The sequence below is a fragment of the Curtobacterium sp. AC273 genome, assembly GCF_979253735.1.
In genome coordinates this window covers 1-18,629 of record NZ_CEEDDU010000002.1, presented here as the reverse complement: position 1 = coordinate 18,629, position 18,629 = coordinate 1, and the positions used below count along the sequence as shown (strand labels likewise).

Here is an 18,629-nt window from a genome sequence, read left to right as displayed (position 1 = left end):
GAACATCCTCGCCTCGGCGTCGACGAACGCCGCCGCCGACCGGTGCGTCACCGCGACGCCCTTCGGCACCCCGGTCGAGCCGGAGGTGAAGATGATCCACGCGTCGTCCTCGAGCGTGGGGGCGTCGGCGCTCGCCGCGGGGTCGACGACCGGCGACGCCTCGGCGTCCGGCGCACCGGATCGTCGCAGGACCCCGCCGGCACCGATCACGCCGACGACGGCGGCCTCGCCGAACACCAGGGTCGCGCGTTCCTCGGGGTCGTCGGCGTCCACCGGCACGTAGGCCGCGCCCGCGGCGAGCACCGCCAGGATCGACACGTACAGGTCGCGTCCGCCGGAGGGGATCCGCACCCCCGACCCGGTCGCCGCGTCTGGACCCCGCGCCGTGCCAGCTCGTCCGCCTGCTCGTGCACCCGCTCCAGCAGGGTGGCGTAGTCGAGGGCGCCGGCCGGGTCCTCGAGCGCGAGGGCGTCCGGGTGCTCGGCCGCCGTGGCGGTGAGGACGTCGAGCAGGGTCCGGGCGCCGGTGCACGATCGCCGCCGGCGAGTTCCGCCTGCGGGTTCCCGGTGGCGCTGGTGGTGGCGCTGGTCATCGAGTCCTCTTCCCGGCCGGGTGGTCGACCGGCCCGTGATCCTAGGGGGTCGAGGTGTCGCGTTCGGAAACAGACGTCACAGCCCCCGAACCGAGCGCCGCACGTGCCGCGTCCAGCGCCTCCGCGATCCCGATCGAGTCGTCGAGCGAGTGCAGCGGCGACTCTGTGCGGCCGTCCGCCACGTACTGCGCGAGCGCCGCGGCCTGCCACACGAGCCCCTGCCGCCCCCGCAGCCCCGTCGGCTCGGCCCAGTGGTCCTCCCCGCCCGGGTGGTGCACCGCGAACGACGCCGGGAACACGAAGTGGTCGGTGTACCGAACCGTGGCCCGGCTGCCGGCGACGACCGCCAACCCCGGCGTCCACGCCGTCATCGACGTGGCCACCACCGCCTGCGCGCCACCGCCCGCCGTCGACACGGTGACGGACTGGAGGTCGACCCCGCGATCCGAGACCGCCCCGTCGCGCTGCTGGTCACCGGGGCGCCGGTGGCGAACCGTGCGAACCAGTGCCCGTACACACCGGCATCGAGGAGGGCGCCCCCACCTGCGGCGGGGTCGAACATCCGGTCCGCGGGGTCCGGGTCGTGCGGCCAGCCGACGTCGACCGTCGCGAGCCGGACGTCGCCGAGGGCACCGTCCGCGAGCAGCCGGGCGACGACGGTGGTGCCCGGCAGGTACCGGGTCCACATCGCCTCCATCGCGAGCACGCCCGCGGCACGCTGCGGCCTCGGCGAGGGTCCGGGTGTCCGCCGCCGAGGTCGTCATCGGCTTCTCGACGAGCACGTGCTTGCCGGCGGCGATCGCGAGCAGCGCGTGCCCGAGGTGCTGCGGGTGCGGTGAGGCGACGTAGACCACGTCGACAGCGGGGTCCGCGACGAGGGCCTCGTACGACCCGTGCACACCGGGGACGCCGTGACGGGCGGCGAAGGCGGCGGCGCGCTCGGCGGAGCGGGAGCCCACGGCGACGACGCGCTGGTCGGAGTTCGCGTGGAGCGTCGCGGTGAAGTCGTTCGCGATCTCCCCGGGGCCGATCACACCCCATCCGAGCGTCGGTCCTCCCCGCAGTGGGTGGACACCGGGCTCCGGGAACGTCATCGTCATGCCGGAACGCTACCGGGCGGACCCGACCCGCATCGAGTCATCTGACCCAACCGTCCCGTGCCGCAGTCGATCACAATCGGGTTCCGTACCCCTGCCCGGTCGGGCGACGGGAGCTCGAGGAAGGTCGTCATCGGATGCCCACACAGCCGCCCCCACGCATCGACCGCGACGTGCGGTACTCCGACCAGCACGACGCACTGGTCCTCGACGTCCACCGCCCCGGCCCCGGAGCGCCCGCGAGCGTCGGCGCCGTCGTCCTCGTGCACGGGGGCGGCTGGTTCCGTGGGGACAAGGCCAAGGAGGACGGACTGTCCGCGCGGCTCGTCGACGCCGGGTACACGGTCTTCGTGCCGAACTACCGCCTGGCGCCGACCGACGTGTTCCCCGCGAGCAGGGACGACGTGCTCACCGCGTACGAGTGGGCGCTGCAGTCCGACGTCCCGTTCGACCGGAGCAAGGTCGCGTTCTTCGGCGGGTCCGCCGGCGGCAACCTCGCCGTCGAGGGCGGCATCGCGACCGGCCGTCCCTCCGTCAGCTGGTCGGGGATCTTCGGCCTCGCCGAGATCATCCGGGAGCGACCGACGGCACCGTCGACGCCGCGCCGACCACCCAGGACCTCGACGCGATGCGCAGCGCCGACATCGACCAGACCGGGCGCGACGACCCGTTCCTCCGCTGGGTGATCCTGCAGGAGGTCGGCGGCGACCGGTCGGCGCTCGACGCGGCGTCCACGATCGAGCACGTCACGCCGTCGACCGGCCCCGTCTACCTCGCCAACTCGCTCGAGGAATGGGTCCCGCGGACGGACCCGATCGCCCTGCAGGCCGCGCTCGCCGCAGCCGGCGTGCCGAACACCCTGCAACTGGTCCCCGGCATCCGGCACGCCGAGGGCTACACCGACCACGCCCTCCCCGGATCGCTCGCGTTCCTCGCGCAGACACTCGAGGTCGAGCCCCGGTGAGCGGCGCCCCGAGCACGGCCCCCGCCCCGACCGCTCCGCACCCGTCTGCCTCCGCGTGGGCACCGATGGCGAGCACAGCGTTCCGGGTGCTCTGGTTCGCGCAGCTGGGCAGCAACATCGGCGGCTGGATGCAGACGGTGGGCGCACAGTGGTTCCTCGTGGAGGCATCGGCCAGCCCGGTCGTGATCGCCCTCGTGCAGACGGCGAGCCTCGCACCCGCGGTGCTCCTCTCCCTCGTGGCAGGGGTGCTCGCCGACTCGTACGACCGGCGCCGGCTCCTCATCGTGGGGTCCGTCGCCAGCGCCGTGCTCGCCGCAGCGCTCGCCGCGGTCTCCGCCACCGGCACGCTGACCGCGGTGCTGCTGCTCGGCTTCACGTTCCTGCTCGGTGTCTCGGCGACGCTCACCTCGCCGGCATGGCAGGCGATCCAGCCCGAGCTCGTCCCGCGTGAGCAGATCGGCGCCTCGGCAGCGCTCGGCGGCCTCACCGTCAACGGCGCCCGCGCGATCGGTCCGGCGCTGGCGGGCGTGGTGCTGTCGGCGTTCGGCGCCCCGGTCGTCTTCGGCATCAACGCGCTCTCGTTCCTCGGCGCGGTCGCGGCGCTGCTGTGGTGGAAGCGGCCCCCGCAGGCCGGCCTCGAGGACCGGGAGCACTTCGGACCGGCGCTCGCCGCAGGGCTGCGCTACGTGGCGTCGGCGCACCTCGTGCGGCGGATCCCGCTCCGCTCGGCACTGTTCGCGTTGCCGGCGAGCGCGCTCTGGGCCCTGCTCCCGCTGACCGCGACCCGGCTGCACCTCGGGTCGAGCGGCTACGGGCTCCTGCTGACCGGGCCGGGCGTCGGTGCCGTCCTCGGCATCGTGCTGCTGCCCGCCGCGCGTCGACGGTTCTCGGACAACTGGACGATCGCGGTCAGCGCGCTGCTCTACGCCGCAGGAGCGGCGGCCGCGGCGTTCCTGCCGCTGCTGCCCACGCTGCTGCTGCTCGTCCTCGCGGGCATCGCGGTGGATCGGCACGCTCACCGTGCTGAACACCGCGTTGCAGTTGACGCTGCCGCAGTGGGTGCGCTCGCGCGGTGCGGCGATGTACATCCTCGTCTTCATGGGGACGATGGCGGTGGGCTCGGTGGGATGGGGTGCACTCGCCTCGGCCATCGGCACCCCGCTCGCGCTCACGGCGTCGGCGGTCATGCTGGCGCTCGTGGCGGTCAGCGTCCTCCGGCTGCCGCTCCTGCCCGGCACCGGCGTCATCGACCGGTCCGCCCGACTCGCGTGGGCCTCACCGACCCTCCTGTTCGAACCGGCGCCCACGGACGGGCCGGTGCTGATCACGGTGTCCTGCACCGTCCGCGCGGCGTCACGGCAGGAGTTCCAGCAGGCCATGACGGCGCTCGGCGCCTCCCGTCGTCGCACCGGAGCGTTCCGGTGGCGGCTCTACCGCAGCGGCGAGGAGGAGGACGTGTGGTTCGAGACCTTCCTGCTGCCGTCCTGGAGCGAGTACCAGCGTCAGCAGACCCAGCGCTCCACCGGGCGCGACCGCGAGATCGAAGCGCGAGCCCTCGCCGCGTGCGAGGGGACGCCCCGCTGGCATCCACTACTTCGCCGGTGAGACCGCCGACCCGGCGGCCGCGACCGCGACCGCGCAGCAGACCACGACGAAGGAAGACCCGCATGTCTCGACGACTCCGCAGCACCGCTGGCGATCGGCCCGGTCGGCAACGTGTTCCTGTTCGTGGACGACCTCGAGGCCGCGGTCGCTTGGTACGCGGCCAGGCTCCACCGGGACCCGGTCGTCCGCGGTGGTGCGCTCGTCGCGTTCGACGTCGGCGGCGTCCGCCTCACGCTGCACCGGACCGACGAGCTGAACACGCCGGGCCCCTCCGGCACGGTGCCGTACTGGACCGTGCCCGACGTGGACGCCGTCGTCGAGGACTGGGTCGCCGCCGGAGCGTCCGCCCACCGTGGGCCGAAGACGGTCTTCACGGGGGAGCGGCTCTGCCAGCTGCTCGATCCGTTCGGGAACCTGTTCGGCGTGCGAGCCGAGCCACGGTGACCACCCCGGCCGCACCCGCACCCGCGTCCACTCCCGTCCCCCGGGCGACCGCGACCCTGCTCGTGCTCTGCGCCGCGCAGTTCGTCCTGCAGCTCGACTTCAGCGTCGTGAACGTCGCGCTCCCGACCATCCGCTCGGGACTCGGCTTCTCGGCGTCCGGCCTCCAGTGGATCGTGACGGGCTACGCGCTGACCTTCGGCTCGCTGCTCTTGTTGGGCGGCCGGGCGGGGGACGTGTTCGGTCAGCGGCGGGTGCTGCTCGTCGGGCTCGCGCTGTTCGGCGTGGCGTCGCTCGGGTGCGGACTCGCTCCCACACCCGGGTGGTTGGTCGCCGCACGCTTCGTGCAGGGCGCCGCGGGGGCCCTCATCGCCCCCGCCGCCCTCTCGACCCTCACGCTCCGGTTCGCGGACGGTCCGGCGCGGGTCCGCGCACTCGGGCTCTGGCAGGCCGCCACGGCTGCTGGCGGGACCGCCGGGATCGTCCTCGGCGGACTCCTCGTCCAGCTGGTCGGGTGGCGCAGCATCTTCGTGATCAACGTCCCCGTGATCGTCGCCCTGCTCGTGCTCGTCCCCCGGGTCGTGGTCGATCGGGCCAACACCGACCGGGGATCGCTCCGCGTCGGGCCGTCCCTGCTCGTGACCGCGGCGATCGCCTCCGTGATCCTGGGGCTCAGCGCTCTCGAGACCGCCGGACCGACGAGCCCGTCCACGGTCGTCCCGGTCGCCGTCGGACTCGCACTCGCGGCGACCTTCGTCGTCCTGCAGGCACGGTCACGGAACCCGTTGGTCCCGCGGACCGTCCTCGCATCACGGATGCGACGCGGAGCGCTCGTGACCATGGTGATCACCGGCGCGGTGCTCGCGGGGTACGTCTACTTCGTGTCACTGTTCCTCCAGACGGTGCTCCGCTTCGACCCGCTGGGGACCGGGCTCGCGCTGCTGCCGTCGACCGTCCTGATCGTGCTGCTGTCGTCGCTCGTGGCCCGACGGGTCATCGCCCGGGTGGGACTCCGGCCGACCGCACTGACCGGGGTCGTGCTGCTCATCGCGGGCCAGACGGTGTTCTCGTTGCTCTCGCCCGAGGCGACCTACGCCGCGAACGTGCTCCCCGGGCTGGTCCTCACGGCGCTCGGCATCGGCGTCCTGCTGCCGGCGCTGTCCATCGCCGCGACCGCGGACATCCCAGCCGCGGTGCAGGGCGAAGGAGCGAGCCTGTTGACGACCGCGCAGCAGATCGGCGCGGCCCTCGGCGTCGCGACGCTCGCCACCATCGCAGCCACCCGGACCGCGACGGGCGCGTCGACCGCCACGGGCTACGCGACCGCCTTCCTCGTCTCGGCGTGCGCCATGGCGCTCGCGTTGGTCGTGGTCGCCATCTCGTTCCGGAGCGCCGTCCCCGCCGCGACCGGCACCCCGGGCACGACCGGCATCCCGAGCGTCGCTACGCACGGCGGCGACGCCCCGTGACGGACACGGCCCGTGTCCGTCCGCACCATCACCGATCGACAGGAGCACCGACATGACCGAACCGACGCCCGCCCCGCCCGGATACGCCTCCGACGTGCGGCCCCTGTTCCGGCAGCAGGACCGCGACAGCATGCTGAAGGCGTTCGACCTGTGGGAGTTCGACGACGTCCGCCGTCACCAGGACGAGATCTACGCTCGACTGGCCGACGGCACCATGCCCTGCGACGGCGCCTGGTCCGCAGCCGACCTCGCCGTGCTCCGCAAGTGGATCGACAGCGGCTCGCGTCCCTGACCTGGCTCTACGGTGCCCCCAGGAGGATTCGAACCTCCGCCCCTGCCTCCGGAGGGCAGTGCTCTATCCCCTGAGCTATGGGGGCCCTGGGTGGGATCAACCGTAGCAGGTCGACGACGGCCACCAGGACACCGTGCGTCCGCCTCGCGTGTCGGCCTGGAGGCGCGTGGCGGCACCGCCACGCGCCTCCAGGCAGCAGGTCGTCGCGTCAGCCGGCCGGTGTCGCGGACGCACCCGGCTGCACGACGGCCTCGGACCGCGTCGACGACCGGCTGCGCGCCGCCGGGCTCGGTGAAGAGGGGGAGGACGCGGTGATCCAGTAGGGGTCCGCGAAGGCGTCGGCGCGGCCGACACCGTCGGCGAGGGAGAAGTACCCCTCGACGCGGTAGGTCGGCACCGAGCCGCCCCGTTCGTACAGTGCGTCCTTCAGGTTCGTGAGCGACTTCCCAGGCAGGTCCGCGACGGCCAGCGTGATGGTCGTCGAGGGGTCGTCGGTCGCGGTCCACCGGCAGACCCGGCCGCGCTGCTCGGCGATCCGTGCGGCGGGCGAACCCTTCGTCGGCCGGTAGTCGCGGTCGATGGTGAAGGTCGCGCCGTACACGTCGAGCGACCCCGACGGGAGCAGGTCGCCGCAGGTCTGCGTGACCCGCTTGCCGACCGGTGCCGCGGACGCGCTCGGGCTCGCGTCGCCACCGCCGGAGCACGCCACGAGGGACACCGACGCGGACACGGTGAGCAGGGCGACGCCGATCGCCCGGACACGGCTGCGGGAGGTCATCCGGACATGATGGTGCATCGGCCGGAGAGGACCGTGGGCGTCCCGGTAGACTCGACCCTCGTGACTCCTGCCGAACTCTCCGCTGCGTACCTGTCGATCCTGACCGGGATCGTCGAGCGACGAGGCGCCCTCCGACACCGTGACGATCGACGAGTCCCACGTGGCCCTCGAGCGTCCGAAGAACCGGGCGCACGGCGACTGGGCGTCGAACGCGGCGATGCAGCTCGCGAAGCGCCTCGGCACGAACCCGCGCGAGCTGCGACCGAGATCGCCGGCGAGCTGACCGAGCTCGACGGCGTGGACACGGTCGACGTCGCCGGTCCGGGGTTCATCAACATCACGCTCGAGGCCGCGGCCGCGGGGAGATCGCCCGCACGATCGTCGAGTCGGGGTCGTCCTTCGGCGACGGCGACCTGTACGACGGCGTCCGGATCAACCTCGAGTTCGTGTCCGCGAACCCCACCGGGCCGATCCACATGGGCGGCGTGCGCTGGGCCGCGGTGGGCGACAGCCTCGCCCGGGTGTTCCAGGCGCAGGGCGCCATGGTCACCCGCGAGTACTACTTCAACGACCACGGCGCGCAGATCGACCGCTTCGCCCGCTCGCTCGTCGCCTCGGCACTCGGTGAGCCCACGCCGGAGGACGGCTACGGCGGCGCGTACATCGCCGAGATCGCCGCGCGGGTGCTCGAGACCCTCGAGCCCGGCATCGACGTGCGCGACCTGCCCCGCGACGAGGCGCAGGAGCTCTTCCGCCGCGAGGGCGTCGAGTTCATGTTCGCCGACATCAAGTCGTCGCTGCACGACTTCGGCGTCGACTTCGACGTGTACTTCCACGAGAACGAGCTGCACGAGTCGAAGGCCGTCGAGCGTGCCATCGAGCGGCTCCGTTCCGCCGGTGTGATGTACGAGGCCGAGGGCGCCGAGTGGCTCCGCACCACCGACTTCGGCGACGACCGCGACCGCGTCGTCATCAAGTCCGACGGCGAGCCGGCGTACATCGCGGGCGACCTGGCGTACTACCTCGACAAGCGCGAGCGCGGGTTCGAGCGGAACCTCATCATGCTCGGCGCCGACCACCACGGCTACGTCGGCCGCATGATGGCGATGTGCGCGGCCTTCGGTGACGAGCCGGGCAAGAACCTCGAGATCCTCATCGGGCAGATGGTCAACCTGCTCAAGGACGGCGAGCCGATGCGCATGTCGAAGCGCGCGGGCACGATCGTCACGATGGAGGACCTCGTCGACGCCGTCGGTGTGGACGCCGGCCGGTACTCGCTCGTCCGGTTCGCCAGCGACACCGCGATCGACATCGACCTCGACCTGCTCGTGAAGCGCACGAACGACAACCCCGTCTTCTACGTGCAGTACGCCCACGCGCGCACGCAGTCGGTCGCCCGCAACGCCGCGACCGCCGGTGTCGACCGGTCGGTCTTCGACGCGTCACTCCTGACGCACGAGACCGAGGGTGCCCTGCTCGGCGCCCTGGCCGAGTACCCGCGCGTGGTGCGGCAGGCCGCGGAACTCCGCGAGCCGCACCGCATCGCCCGCTACATCGAGCAGCTGGCGGGGCTGTACCACCGCTGGTACGACTCCTGCCGCGTGACGCCGCTCGGTGACGAGGCCGTGACGGACCTGCACCGCACGCGCCTCTGGCTGAACGACGCCACCGGGCAGGTCGTCCGCAACGGCCTGGGCCTGCTCGGGGTGACGGCGCCCGAGCGCATGTAGCGCGCGGCGGGCGCTCCGCGCCGCGCCGCCGGTCGCTCGTTCGGGATCGAACCACGTCCACGACTTCGAACCAGGTAGTCCGCCTGGTTCGATGTCGTGTACGTGGTTCGAAGCGGCGCCCCGCGACACGCGCGCCGGGCTCGACCCGCGCCTCCAGGCCCGCTGCCGGGGGACCCTGGCAAGAGTGGGACGCATGTCCGCCGCCACCGTGCCCACCCGGAAGCGCCGCCGCTGGCCCGTCGTCCTCATCGTCGTCGTGGTCGTGCTGGCCGTGCTCGTGGTCGTCGCCGAGTTCGTCCTGCGCGGCGTCGTCGACCGCATGATCGCCCAGCAGGTCGAGCAGTCGCTGCCCGACGGTGCGACCGGCCAGGTCGAGGCGCACGCGAAGGGCGTCGTCATCCCGCAGCTCGTCGCCGGGTCCCTCGACGACGTCGAGATCTCGTCGGAGAAGCTGATGATCGACGGCGTCCCGCTCGCTGCCGACGTCACCGCGCACGACGTCCCCGTCGACGGAAAGGGCGACGTCCGTGACGTCGACGGGCACGTCACGCTCGCCTCGTCGAGCGTCAAGGACCTGGCGAAGTACAGCCCCCTGTTCGACCGGCTCAGCCTGGCCGACGGCGGCGTCGAGCTGTCCGGCAAGACCGCGGTGCTCGGCTACGACATCACCTACGCGGCGAAGGGCGCCGTCGTCGCGCAGGACGACGGCAAGGGCATCACCATCACGCCGAAGACGGTGCGGATCACCAACTCCGCGCTCGGCCTCAAGGTCGACTCGATCCCGGGCGTCACGAACGTGCCCGTCGAGGTCTGCACCGCGCAGTTCCTGCCGTCGCAGCTGCGGGTGCGCTCGCTCGACATCTCCTCGTCCGAGGCATCCGTCCGGGTCACGGCCGACTCGCTGCCGCTCAACGAGCAGGGGCTGCAGACGGTCGGCACGTGCTCGTAGCCGACGGGGCGCGTAACGCGGCCTGGAGGCACGGCTCGGCTCGGTAGGATCGGGTCCCGTGAGCGAGAACCCCCTTGCCCCGCAGCGACTGCGGTTCCCGACGGACCCGTCCGCGCTCGAGGCGCGCATCTGGCCCGCGTCCGCGACGCGCACCGACGACGGCGAGCTTCGCCGTCGGCGGGCTGACCGCGTCCGACCTGGTGGCGCAGTACGGCTCGCCCCTCTACGTGGTGGACGAACGCGACGTGCAGTCCCGGGCGGTCCGTGTCCGCAACGCCTTCACCGAGGCGTTCGAGCGCATCGGCACCCGAGCGCACGTGTACTACGCCGCCAAGGCCTTCCTGACGACGCACGTCGCCGGGTGGATGACCGACGCCGACCTCCGACTCGACGTCTGCACCGCCGGCGAGCTCGCCGTGGCGCTGGCCGGGGGAGCGGACCCGGCGATGCTGGGCTTCCACGGCAACGACAAGTCCGACGCCGAGATCGCCCGCGCGGTCGAGGTCGGCCTCGGCACGATCGTCCTCGACAGCCACGAGGAGATCCACCGCGTCGCGCGGCCGCGGCCGCCGCCGGGGTCGTGCAGCGCGTGCGGATCCGGATCAACAGCGGGGTCCACGCCTCGACGCACGACTACCTCGCCACCGCGCGTGAGGACCAGAAGTTCGGCATCCCGCTGTCCGAGGCGGTCGACGCCGCGGCCGAGGTCCGGGCGCAGCCGTCCCTGGCGTTCGTCGGGCTGCACTCCCACATCGGTTCGCAGATCTTCGACGAGTCCGGCTTCCGTGAAGCAGCACGACGCCTGATGGACGTGCACGCGACGCTCGTGGCGTCCGGCCCGGTGCCGGAGCTCAACCTCGGCGGCGGCTGGGGCATCGACTACACCGAGGCCGACTCCGCCTTCGCGCCGGAGGACGTCGCCGAGGCGCTCGCGACCATCGTGGCCGAGGCCTGCGCCGAGCGGGGCATCCCGGTCCCCGAGGTCGCGGTGGAGCCGGGGCGGTACATCGTCGGTCCCCCCGGGATCACGCTCTACCGGGTCGGCACGATCAAGCCCGTGACGCTGGAGACCCCGGAGCACGAGTCCGCCACCCGCACGTACGTCTCGGTCGACGGCGGGATGAGCGACAACGTCCGCCCTGCCCTGTACGGCGCGGACTACACCGCACGGCTCGCCCGCACCTCGGACGCACCGGCCGTGCTCACCCGCGTCGTCGGGAAGCACTGCGAGAGCGGAGACATCGTGGTGAACGACGAGTACCTGCCCGGCGACGTGCACCGCGGCGACCTGCTCGCCGTGGCCGCGACGGGCGCCTACTGCTGGAGCCTCGCGAGCAACTACAACCACGTGGGCCGCCCGCCCGTCGTCGCCGTCGCCGACGGTGCAGCCCGTATCCTCGTCCGGGGCGAGTCGATCGACGACCTCCTCGCCCGCGACACCGGGGTCGTGCCCGGGCCTGACGCCCGCGGCCACGACCCGATCCCCACGAACAGGACCCGCACCAGATGATCGAATACCGCAACGTCCGCGTCGCGCTGCTCGGAGCCGGCTCGGTCGGTTCCCAGGTCGCGCGGCTGCTCCTCGAGCACGGTGACGAGCTGGCCTCGCGCGCCGGTGCCGGCCTCGAGCTCGTGGGGATCGCCGTCCGCGACCTCGACGCGCAGCGCGACGTCGACCTGCCGGCGGAGCTCTTCACGACGGACGCGGAATCCCTGATCCTCGGTGCCGACATCGTCGTCGAGCTGATCGGCGGCATCGAGCCCGCTCGCACCCTCGTGCTGCAGGCCCTGCAGTCCGGCGCCGACGTCGTCACCGGCAACAAGGCGCTCCTCGCGACGCACGGACCGGAGCTCTTCGCCGCGGCGGAGCAGGTCGGTGCCCAGCTCTACTACGAGGCCGCCGTCGCCGGGGCGATCCCGATCATCCGCCCGCTGCACGACTCCCTCGCCGGGGACCGCATCGTGCGCATCATGGGCATCGTCAACGGCACCACGAACTTCATCCTCGACCTGATGGACAGGGAGGGCGCGACCTTCGAGGACGCCCTCGCGACCGCGACGGAGCTCGGGTACGCCGAAGCCGACCCGACCGCCGACGTCGAGGGCTACGACGCCGCGCAGAAGGCCGCGATCCTGGCGTCGCTCGCGTTCCACACCTCCGTGCCGCTCGCCGCCGTCCACCGCGAGGGCATCACCTCGGTGACCATCGAGCAGGTCCGGGCCGCACGCAAGGCCGGGTACGTCGTGAAGATCCTGGCGACCGCCGAGCGGCTCACCGACGAGGACGGCACCGAGGGTGTCAGCGCCCGCGTGTACCCGGCCCTCGTGCCCGAGTCGCACCCGCTGGCCAGCGTCCACGGCGCGAAGAACGCCGTGTTCGTCGAGGCCGAGGCCGCGGGCGACCTCATGTTCTACGGCGCCGGTGCCGGCGGTGTCGAGACCGCCTCGGCCGTCCTCGGCGACCTGGTGTCGGCCGCTCGCCGCCACGTCATCGGCGGCCCCGGTGTCGCCGAGTCGACGCAGGGCGCGCTGCCCGTCTTCCCGATCGGCACCGTCCGCACCCGGTACCAGATCACGCTGCACGTCGCGGACGCCCCCGGGGTGCTCTCGACCGTCGCCGGCGTGCTCGCGAAGCACGGCGTCAGCGTCGAGACCGTCGAGCAGACCGTCGCCTCCGGAGCGGACGCCACGGCGACGCTCGTGATCGGCACGCACCTCGCCCGCGAGTCCGACCTGGCGAACACCGTGGTGGCGCTCCGCAACGAGGACGTCGTCGTGGAGATCACGAGCGTGCTCCGCGTCGTCGGCGCCTGACCGTCCGGTCCCCGACCCACCCCCGACTGCAACACCGAACAAGGAGAGCCTCATGGCCCACCAGTGGCAGGGAGTCCTGCGCGAGTACGCCGACCGACTCGACGTGACCGAGGCGACGCCCGTCGTCACGCTCGGTGAGGGCGGCACCCCGCTCATCCCCGCGCGGCGGCTGTCCGAGCGCACCGGCGCCGAGGTCTACGTCAAGTTCGAGGGCATGAACCCGACGGGCTCCTTCAAGGACCGCGGCATGACGATGGCGATCTCGAAGGCCGTCGAGCACGGCGCGAAGGCCGTCATCTGCGCGTCGACGGGCAACACCAGCGCGTCGGCCGCCGCCTACGCGACCCACGCCGGCATCACCGCCGCGGTGCTCGTGCCCGAGGGCAAGATCGCGATGGGCAAGCTCAGCCAGGCCGTCGCCCACGACGCCCAGCTGCTGCAGGTGCAGGGCAACTTCGACGACTGCCTCGACATCGCGCGCGACCTCGCCGCGAACTACCCGGTGCACCTGGTCAACTCCGTCAACAACGACCGCATCGAGGGGCAGAAGACCGCCGCGTTCGAGGTCGTCGACGTGCTCGGCGACGCACCGGACTTCCACTTCCTGCCCGTCGGCAACGCCGGCAACTACACGGCGTACTCCCGCGGCTACCGCGAGGACGTCGCCGCCGGCCGCACCACCAAGCTGCCGCGCATGTTCGGGTTCCAGGCCGCCGGCTCGGCCCTGATCGTCCGTGGCGAGGTCGTCAAGCACCCCGACACGATCGCCTCGGCGATCCGCATCGGCAACCCCGCGTCGTGGCAGTTCGCGCTCGAGGCCCGTGACGAGACCGACGGCTACTTCGGCGCGATCTCCGACGAGGCGATCCTCGCCGCGCACCACATCCTCTCCGCCGAGGTCGGCGTCTTCGTCGAGCCCGCCTCCGCCATCGGCGTGGCCGGACTCCTCGAGCGTGCCGACGCCGGTGTCGTGCCGAAGGGCGCGAAGGTCGTCATCACGGTCACGGGCCACGGCCTGAAGGACCCGCAGTGGGCGCTCCGCACGCAGGACGGCGGCGAGGTCACCCCGACGAGGCGTGCCGGTCGACACGGCGTCGATCGCGGACGTCCTCGGACTGGTCGCAGCCCGGTGAGCCACGACCGTTCGTCCGGACCGGGGAGGGCCTGACCGCCCACAACGCTGTACCGGCCGGACGGGCGGTCCGCGCGGTGCCGGCCGGGCGCGCGGGCGCGTGCTGCCGGCCGGTCGGGCGGTGCGCGTGCGCGTACCGGCCACCTCCGCGAACCTCGGGCCGGGCTTCGACTCGCTCGGCCTCGCCCTCTCGCTCTACGACGAGGTCGTCGTCCGCGTCCGCCCGGAGCCCGGCGCGAGCGTCACAGTCGACGGCGTCGGTGCGGGTGAGGTCGCGACCGACGACACCAACCTGGTCGTCCGCGCGATCCGCCGCGGACTCGAGCACGCCGGCGTCGCGCAGCCCGGCCTCGAGCTGCACGCCGTGAACGCCATCCCGCACGGCCGCGGGATGGGGTCGTCCGCCGCCGCGATCGTCGCTGGCCTGATGGCAGCCCGCGGGCTGCTCGAGGGCGTCGTCGACCTCGACGCCTCGACCCTCCTGACCCTCGCGACCGAGATGGAGGGGCACCCGGACAACGTGGCGCCCGCGCTGTTCGGCGGACTGACCATCGCGTGGATGACCGCCGAGGGGCCCGCGTACAAGCGGCTCCTGGTGCACCGCGGTGTCTCACCGGTCGTGTTCGTGCCGACGTCGACCCTGTCCACGAAGCTCGCGCGGTCCTTGCAGCCGGCGAGCGTCCCGCACGCCGACGCCGCGTTCAACGTCTCGCGCTCTCGGCCCTGCTCGTCGCGGCGCTCATCCAGAGCCCGGAGCTCCTGCTCGCCGCCGCGACCGAGGACCGCCTGCACCAGGCGTACCGGGCCGAGCGCGATGCCGGAGACGGACGCGCTCATCGGGTTGCTCCGGCAGGAGGGGCTCGCCGCCGTGGTGTCCGGCGCCGGACCGAGCCTGCTGGTCCTCGGCAGCGACCCCGCGCAGCGCCTGACCGCGGCGGAACTGGTCGCGCGGCACGGGGTCTCCGACTGGCGGCCGCTCATGCTGGCCGTCGATCTGGGTGGTGCTAAGTGGTGCCGCACTCGGCGCTCGAAGCCGAACTCGCGTAGGCAGAACCCCTCGTCGGCAACAAGGATCCTCCTCGCCACGAGGACCAGTTCTCGCCACGTCGGGTCAGGTGCGCGGGGGCACATCTCTTTCTGATCACCGAAGATCCCGGTCCGTCGTCTGAACTGACGGTCGATGCATACCCGTGCATCCAGGACGGTGGAAACTCTCCGCGTTCTGCGGTTCGAAAGGAAAACACCGATCTTGACCAACAACGACTCCACCCAGGTGGAGATCCCCAGCGACCTGCGCGCCCTCCGCTACCCCGAACCCAGCGCACGCTCCTCGCTCGGCATCACCGGGCTCTCCAAGTCTGCAAGGGCGACCTGATCGCCTCCATCGAGGACAAGCGTCCGGCGACGGACGACGCGGCGACCGCCGACGCCGCAGCGACTGTTGCAGCGCCGACCGCCGCGGCCCCGACCGCTGCGGCGCCCACCGAGCAGCCGACGCTCCCCGAGCCCGCCGAGGCCCTGGCTGGTGACCGCTGCCGACGACGCGACGACCGCGGCCGAGCCGGAGCAGCCCGCGACGTCGCGTGCTCGCTGCTCTCGGGCCGTGCTCCTCGTCCGGCGGCACCGTGAGCGCCGCGCCGACCTCGGCCGCCGAGCACACCAACCACGCGCAGACCGGCACCGAGGACCTCCTCGCCGGCCTCGACCAGGTTCGCGCCGAGAAGGACGCCCAGGAAGCAGCCCAGACGGGTGGCCAGCGCCGTAGCCGCGGCCAGCGCGGCGCCCAGCAGACCGAGCAGCAGGAGCAGCCCGAGCAGCAGGAGCAGGCCGCTCCGCAGCAGGACCGCCGCGACCGCCGTGACCAGCAGGCCTAGGCGAGTCCGCCGAGCAGGGCACCGACGCGTCGGACGACAACGACCAGAACGACCAGAACGACCAGAACGACCAGAACGGCGAGGGTGGTTCTCGCGGCCGGTGGTCGTCGCAGCCGCGGTCGTACGTGGGCGTGGCCAGAACGCCGAGAACGGTGAGCAGGGCGGCGACCAGAACGGTCAGCAGAACGGCGGCCAGCAGAACGGCGGCCAGCAGAACGCGCAGCAGAACGGCGGCCAGCAGAACGGCAAGGCGCAGCAGGCCGAGCAGAAGCAGGGCCAGCAGCAGGGCCAGCAGGCGAACGGCCAGCAGGACGACAAGTCCGAGCCGAAGCAGCAGAACGGTCAGCAGAAGCAGACCCAGCAGCAGAAGCAGCAGCAGGCCGCCGAAGAGGCCGAGAGCGGCGCAGCCGTCGCCAGCGCGACCGCAAGCGCGGCCGTGGCGGGTGAACGACGAGTTCGAGCCGGAGATCACCGAGGACGACGTCCTCATCCCGATCGCGGGCATCCTCGACGTCCTGGACAACTACGCCTTCGTCCGGACGACCGGCTACCTGCCGGGGCTGAACGACGTCTACGTCTCCCTCGGCCAGGTGAAGAAGTACCACCTGCGCAAGGGCGACGCCGTCGTCGGTTCGATCAAGCAGCCGCGGGACAACGAGCAGCAGAGCCGTCAGAAGTACAACGCGCTCGTCAAGGTCGACTCGGTGAACGGGCAGACGGCAGAAGAAGCCGCCGCGCGCGTCGACTTCCAGGACCTCACGCCGCTGTACCTGAACGAGCGTCTCCCGCCTCGAGACCGAGCCGCGCAAGCTCAGCACCCGGATCATCGACCTCGTGTCGCCGATCGGCAAGGGCCAGCGCGGCCTGATCGTCTCCCCGCCGAAGGCCGGCAAGACCGTCGTGCTCCAGGCCATCGCGAACGCGGTCGCCAAGAACAACCCCGAGGCGCACCTCATGGTCGTCCTCGTGGACGAGCGCCCCGAAGAGGTCACCGACATGCAGCGCTCGGTGAAGCGCGAGGTCATCGCCTCGACCTTCGACCGGCCGGCAGAGGACCACACATCGTCGCCGAGCTCGCGATCGAGCGTGAAGCGCCTGGTCGAGCTCGGGCACGACGTCGTCCTGCTCCTCGACTCGATCACTCGCCTGGGCCGCGCCTACAACCTGGCGACGCCGGCCTCCGGTCGGGTGCTGTCCGGTGGTGTCGACTCCGCGGCCCTGTACCCGCCGAAGCGCTTCTTCGGCGCCGCGCGCAACATCGAGGACGGCGGCTCGCTGACCATCCTCGCGACGGCGCTCGTCGAGACCGGGTCGAAGATGGACGAGGTGATCTTCGAGGAGTTCAAGGGCACCGGCAACATGGAGCTCCGCCTCAACCGTCACCTGGCCGACAAGCGGATCTTCCCGTCGACGTCAACGCCTCCGGCACCCGTCGCGAGGAGCAGCTGCTCTCCGCCGACGAGGTCAAGATCACCTGGCGTCTGCGCCGAGCCCTCGCCGGGCTCGACCCGCAGCAGGCCCTCGAGATCGTCCTGCGGAACCTCAAGGAGACGCAGTCGAACGTCGAGTTCCTGGTGCAGGTGCAGAAGTCGGTCCCGACGACCGGCGGCCACCACAACGGCCACCAGGAGTAACGCGTGTTCGAGTCGGTGGCAGGGCTGCTGGCGGAACACGAGGACCTGACGCAGCAGCTGTCGGACCCCGCGCTCCACGCCGATGCGGCCCGGGCGAAGAAGGTGAACCGGCGGTACGCCGAGCTCAACCAGATCAAGTCCGCGTACGAGTCCTGGAAGGCGGTGAAGGACGACCTCGCCGCCGCCCAGGAGCTCGCTCGTGAGGACGAGGCGTTCGCGGACGAGGTCCCGGCGCCGGAGGAGCAGCTGTCGGAGCGCCAGGAGCGTCTCCGCCGGCTGCTCATCCCGCGCGACCCCGACGACGGGCGCGACGTGATCATGGAGATCAAGGGCGGTGAGGGCGGCGAGGAGTCGGCGCTCTTCGCGGCCGACCTCCTGCGCATGTACTCGCACTACGCCGAGTCCAAGGGCTGGAAGATCGAGATGGAACGCACCGAGTCCGACCTCGGTGGGCTACAAGGACGTGCAGGTCGCGATCAAGTCGAACACGACCGACCCGTCCCAGGGCGTCTGGGCGCACCTGAAGTACGAGGGCGGTGTGCACCGTGTCCAGCGTGTACCGCAGACCGAGTCGCAGGGGCGCATCCACACCTCGACCACCGGCGTGCGCTGGTGTTCTCCTCGAGGTGGACGAGAGCCCGAAGAGGTCCAGATCAACCAGAACGACCTGAAGATCGACGTCTAGTCCGTCTCGGCCCTGGCGTTCAGTCCGTCAACACGACGGACTCCGCGGTCCGCATCACCCACCTGCCCACGGGCATCACGGTCGCGATGCAGAACGAGAAGTCCCAGCTGCAGAACCGCGAGGCCGGCATGCGCAGTCCTGCGTGCGCGCATCCTCGCGCGCCAGCAAGGAGGAGCTCGACGCGATCGCCTCGGACGCGCGCAAGTCGCAGATCCGCGGGATGGACCGTTCGGAGCGCATCCGCACGTACAACTTCCCGGAGAACCGCATCGCGGACCACCGCACCGGGCCTAAACGGCGCACGACCTCGACCGCGTCATGAACGGTGCGCTCGAGCCCGTCGTCCAGTCCGCCATCCAGGCGGACGAAGAGGCACGTCTGGCCGCCATCGGCGACCAGGACGCCTGCAGACCTAGGCGCAACGGCTCCTGTCCGACAGTGATCCCACGTTCGCCGCGGATCGCCTCCTCAGGGAGGCGACCCCGTCGGTGAAGCGGCGCACGAAACGCGAAAGCGTTTCACGATAAATGCGAAAACGGTTAAACACCTACCTCCGCAACTGAACGAAGTACA

12 protein-coding genes, 1 tRNA gene and 7 pseudogenes are annotated in these 18,629 nt (G+C 72.0%); 16 read left to right on the top strand and 4 right to left on the bottom strand.

What is annotated here, in order from left to right; all coding sequences use genetic code 11:
- Window positions 1–18: 18 nt before the first annotated feature.
- Both ACZ8AI_RS02890 and ACZ8AI_RS02885 read right to left on the bottom strand, forming a co-directional pair.
- A pseudogene (locus tag ACZ8AI_RS02890) lies at window positions 19–273 on the bottom strand (AMP-binding protein); the annotation flags it as partial.
- Window positions 274–633: 360 nt separating this feature from the next.
- Window positions 634–1,692 (bottom strand): Gfo/Idh/MocA family protein, encoded by a 1,059-nt coding sequence (locus ACZ8AI_RS02885; RefSeq protein ID WP_464856446.1) that lies wholly within the window; start codon window positions 1,690–1,692, stop codon window positions 634–636.
- Between the two features lie 134 nt (window positions 1,693–1,826).
- Between ACZ8AI_RS02885 and ACZ8AI_RS02880 the strand changes: the two genes are divergently transcribed.
- From ACZ8AI_RS02880 to ACZ8AI_RS02855, 6 genes and pseudogenes are all read left to right on the top strand, one after another.
- Window positions 1,827–2,375, top strand: coding sequence for an alpha/beta hydrolase (locus ACZ8AI_RS02880; RefSeq protein ID WP_464856444.1), 549 nt, complete (start codon window positions 1,827–1,829; stop codon window positions 2,373–2,375).
- A complete protein-coding gene (locus ACZ8AI_RS02875; protein WP_464856442.1) occupies window positions 2,318–2,653 on the top strand; it encodes a hypothetical protein in 336 nt (111 codons plus the stop codon). Before ACZ8AI_RS02880 ends, ACZ8AI_RS02875 begins: the two co-directional genes overlap by 58 nt.
- Window positions 2,654–2,718: 65 nt before the next feature.
- A pseudogene (locus tag ACZ8AI_RS02870) lies at window positions 2,719–3,591 on the top strand (MFS transporter); the annotation flags it as partial.
- On the top strand, window positions 3,494–4,258 hold the full coding sequence (locus ACZ8AI_RS02865) for an MFS transporter (RefSeq protein WP_464856844.1): 765 nt from the start codon (window positions 3,494–3,496) through the stop codon (window positions 4,256–4,258). The pseudogene ACZ8AI_RS02870 and the gene ACZ8AI_RS02865, both read left to right, overlap by 98 nt.
- Window positions 4,259–4,320: 62 nt before the next feature.
- Window positions 4,321–6,168 (top strand): MFS transporter, encoded by a 1,848-nt coding sequence (locus ACZ8AI_RS02860; protein WP_464856842.1) that lies wholly within the window; start codon window positions 4,321–4,323, stop codon window positions 6,166–6,168.
- 52 nt (window positions 6,169–6,220) lie between these two features.
- Window positions 6,221–6,460 carry a hypothetical protein gene (locus tag ACZ8AI_RS02855; protein ID WP_464856440.1) on the top strand — a complete coding sequence of 80 codons (240 nt, stop codon included), beginning with the start codon at window positions 6,221–6,223 and terminating at the stop codon, window positions 6,458–6,460.
- Window positions 6,461–6,473: 13 nt separating this feature from the next.
- Here the strand turns inward: ACZ8AI_RS02855 and ACZ8AI_RS02850 are convergent.
- Together ACZ8AI_RS02850 and ACZ8AI_RS02845 are read right to left on the bottom strand one after the other, a co-directional pair.
- A tRNA-Arg gene (locus ACZ8AI_RS02850) sits at window positions 6,474–6,545 on the bottom strand.
- 123 nt (window positions 6,546–6,668) lie between these two features.
- Window positions 6,669–7,238: a hypothetical protein gene (locus ACZ8AI_RS02845; protein ID WP_464856438.1), complete on the bottom strand. Its 570-nt coding sequence runs from the start codon at window positions 7,236–7,238 to the stop codon at window positions 6,669–6,671.
- Between the two features lie 60 nt (window positions 7,239–7,298).
- Between ACZ8AI_RS02845 and argS the strand changes: the two are divergent.
- The 10 genes and pseudogenes from argS to ACZ8AI_RS02795 all read left to right on the top strand — a co-directional run bounded on the left by argS (window position 7,299) and on the right by ACZ8AI_RS02795 (window position 18,472).
- Window positions 7,299–8,968: pseudogene (gene argS, locus ACZ8AI_RS02840) on the top strand (arginine--tRNA ligase).
- A gap of 193 nt (window positions 8,969–9,161) precedes the next feature.
- On the top strand, window positions 9,162–9,917 hold the full coding sequence (locus ACZ8AI_RS02835) for an LmeA family phospholipid-binding protein (protein WP_464856436.1): 756 nt from the start codon (window positions 9,162–9,164) through the stop codon (window positions 9,915–9,917).
- 58 nt (window positions 9,918–9,975) lie between these two features.
- Window positions 9,976–11,427: pseudogene (gene lysA / locus ACZ8AI_RS02830) on the top strand (diaminopimelate decarboxylase).
- Complete coding sequence (locus ACZ8AI_RS02825) at window positions 11,424–12,731, top strand: homoserine dehydrogenase (protein WP_464856434.1); 1,308 nt, start codon at window positions 11,424–11,426, stop codon at window positions 12,729–12,731. Before lysA ends, ACZ8AI_RS02825 begins: the two are co-directional and overlap by 4 nt.
- A gap of 52 nt (window positions 12,732–12,783) precedes the next feature.
- Window positions 12,784–13,864 (top strand): annotated as a pseudogene (gene thrC / locus ACZ8AI_RS02820) (threonine synthase).
- A 99-nt stretch (window positions 13,865–13,963) separates the two neighbouring features.
- Window positions 13,964–15,004, top strand: a pseudogene (gene thrB / locus ACZ8AI_RS02815) (homoserine kinase).
- Window positions 15,005–15,112: 108 nt separating this feature from the next.
- Window positions 15,113–15,238 (top strand): hypothetical protein, encoded by a 126-nt coding sequence (locus tag ACZ8AI_RS02810; RefSeq protein WP_464856432.1) that lies wholly within the window; start codon window positions 15,113–15,115, stop codon window positions 15,236–15,238.
- 208 nt (window positions 15,239–15,446) lie between these two features.
- The gene (locus ACZ8AI_RS02805) at window positions 15,447–15,737 is read left to right on the top strand and encodes a hypothetical protein (protein ID WP_464856430.1); all 291 of its coding nucleotides are present in this window, start codon (window positions 15,447–15,449) and stop codon (window positions 15,735–15,737) included.
- Between the two features lie 423 nt (window positions 15,738–16,160).
- Window positions 16,161–17,371: pseudogene (gene rho, locus ACZ8AI_RS02800) on the top strand (transcription termination factor Rho); the annotation flags it as partial.
- A gap of 3 nt (window positions 17,372–17,374) precedes the next feature.
- Entirely contained in the window at window positions 17,375–18,472 is a 1,098-nt protein-coding gene (locus ACZ8AI_RS02795) for a PCRF domain-containing protein (protein ID WP_464856428.1), read from the top strand.
- Window positions 18,473–18,629 lie beyond the last annotated feature (157 nt).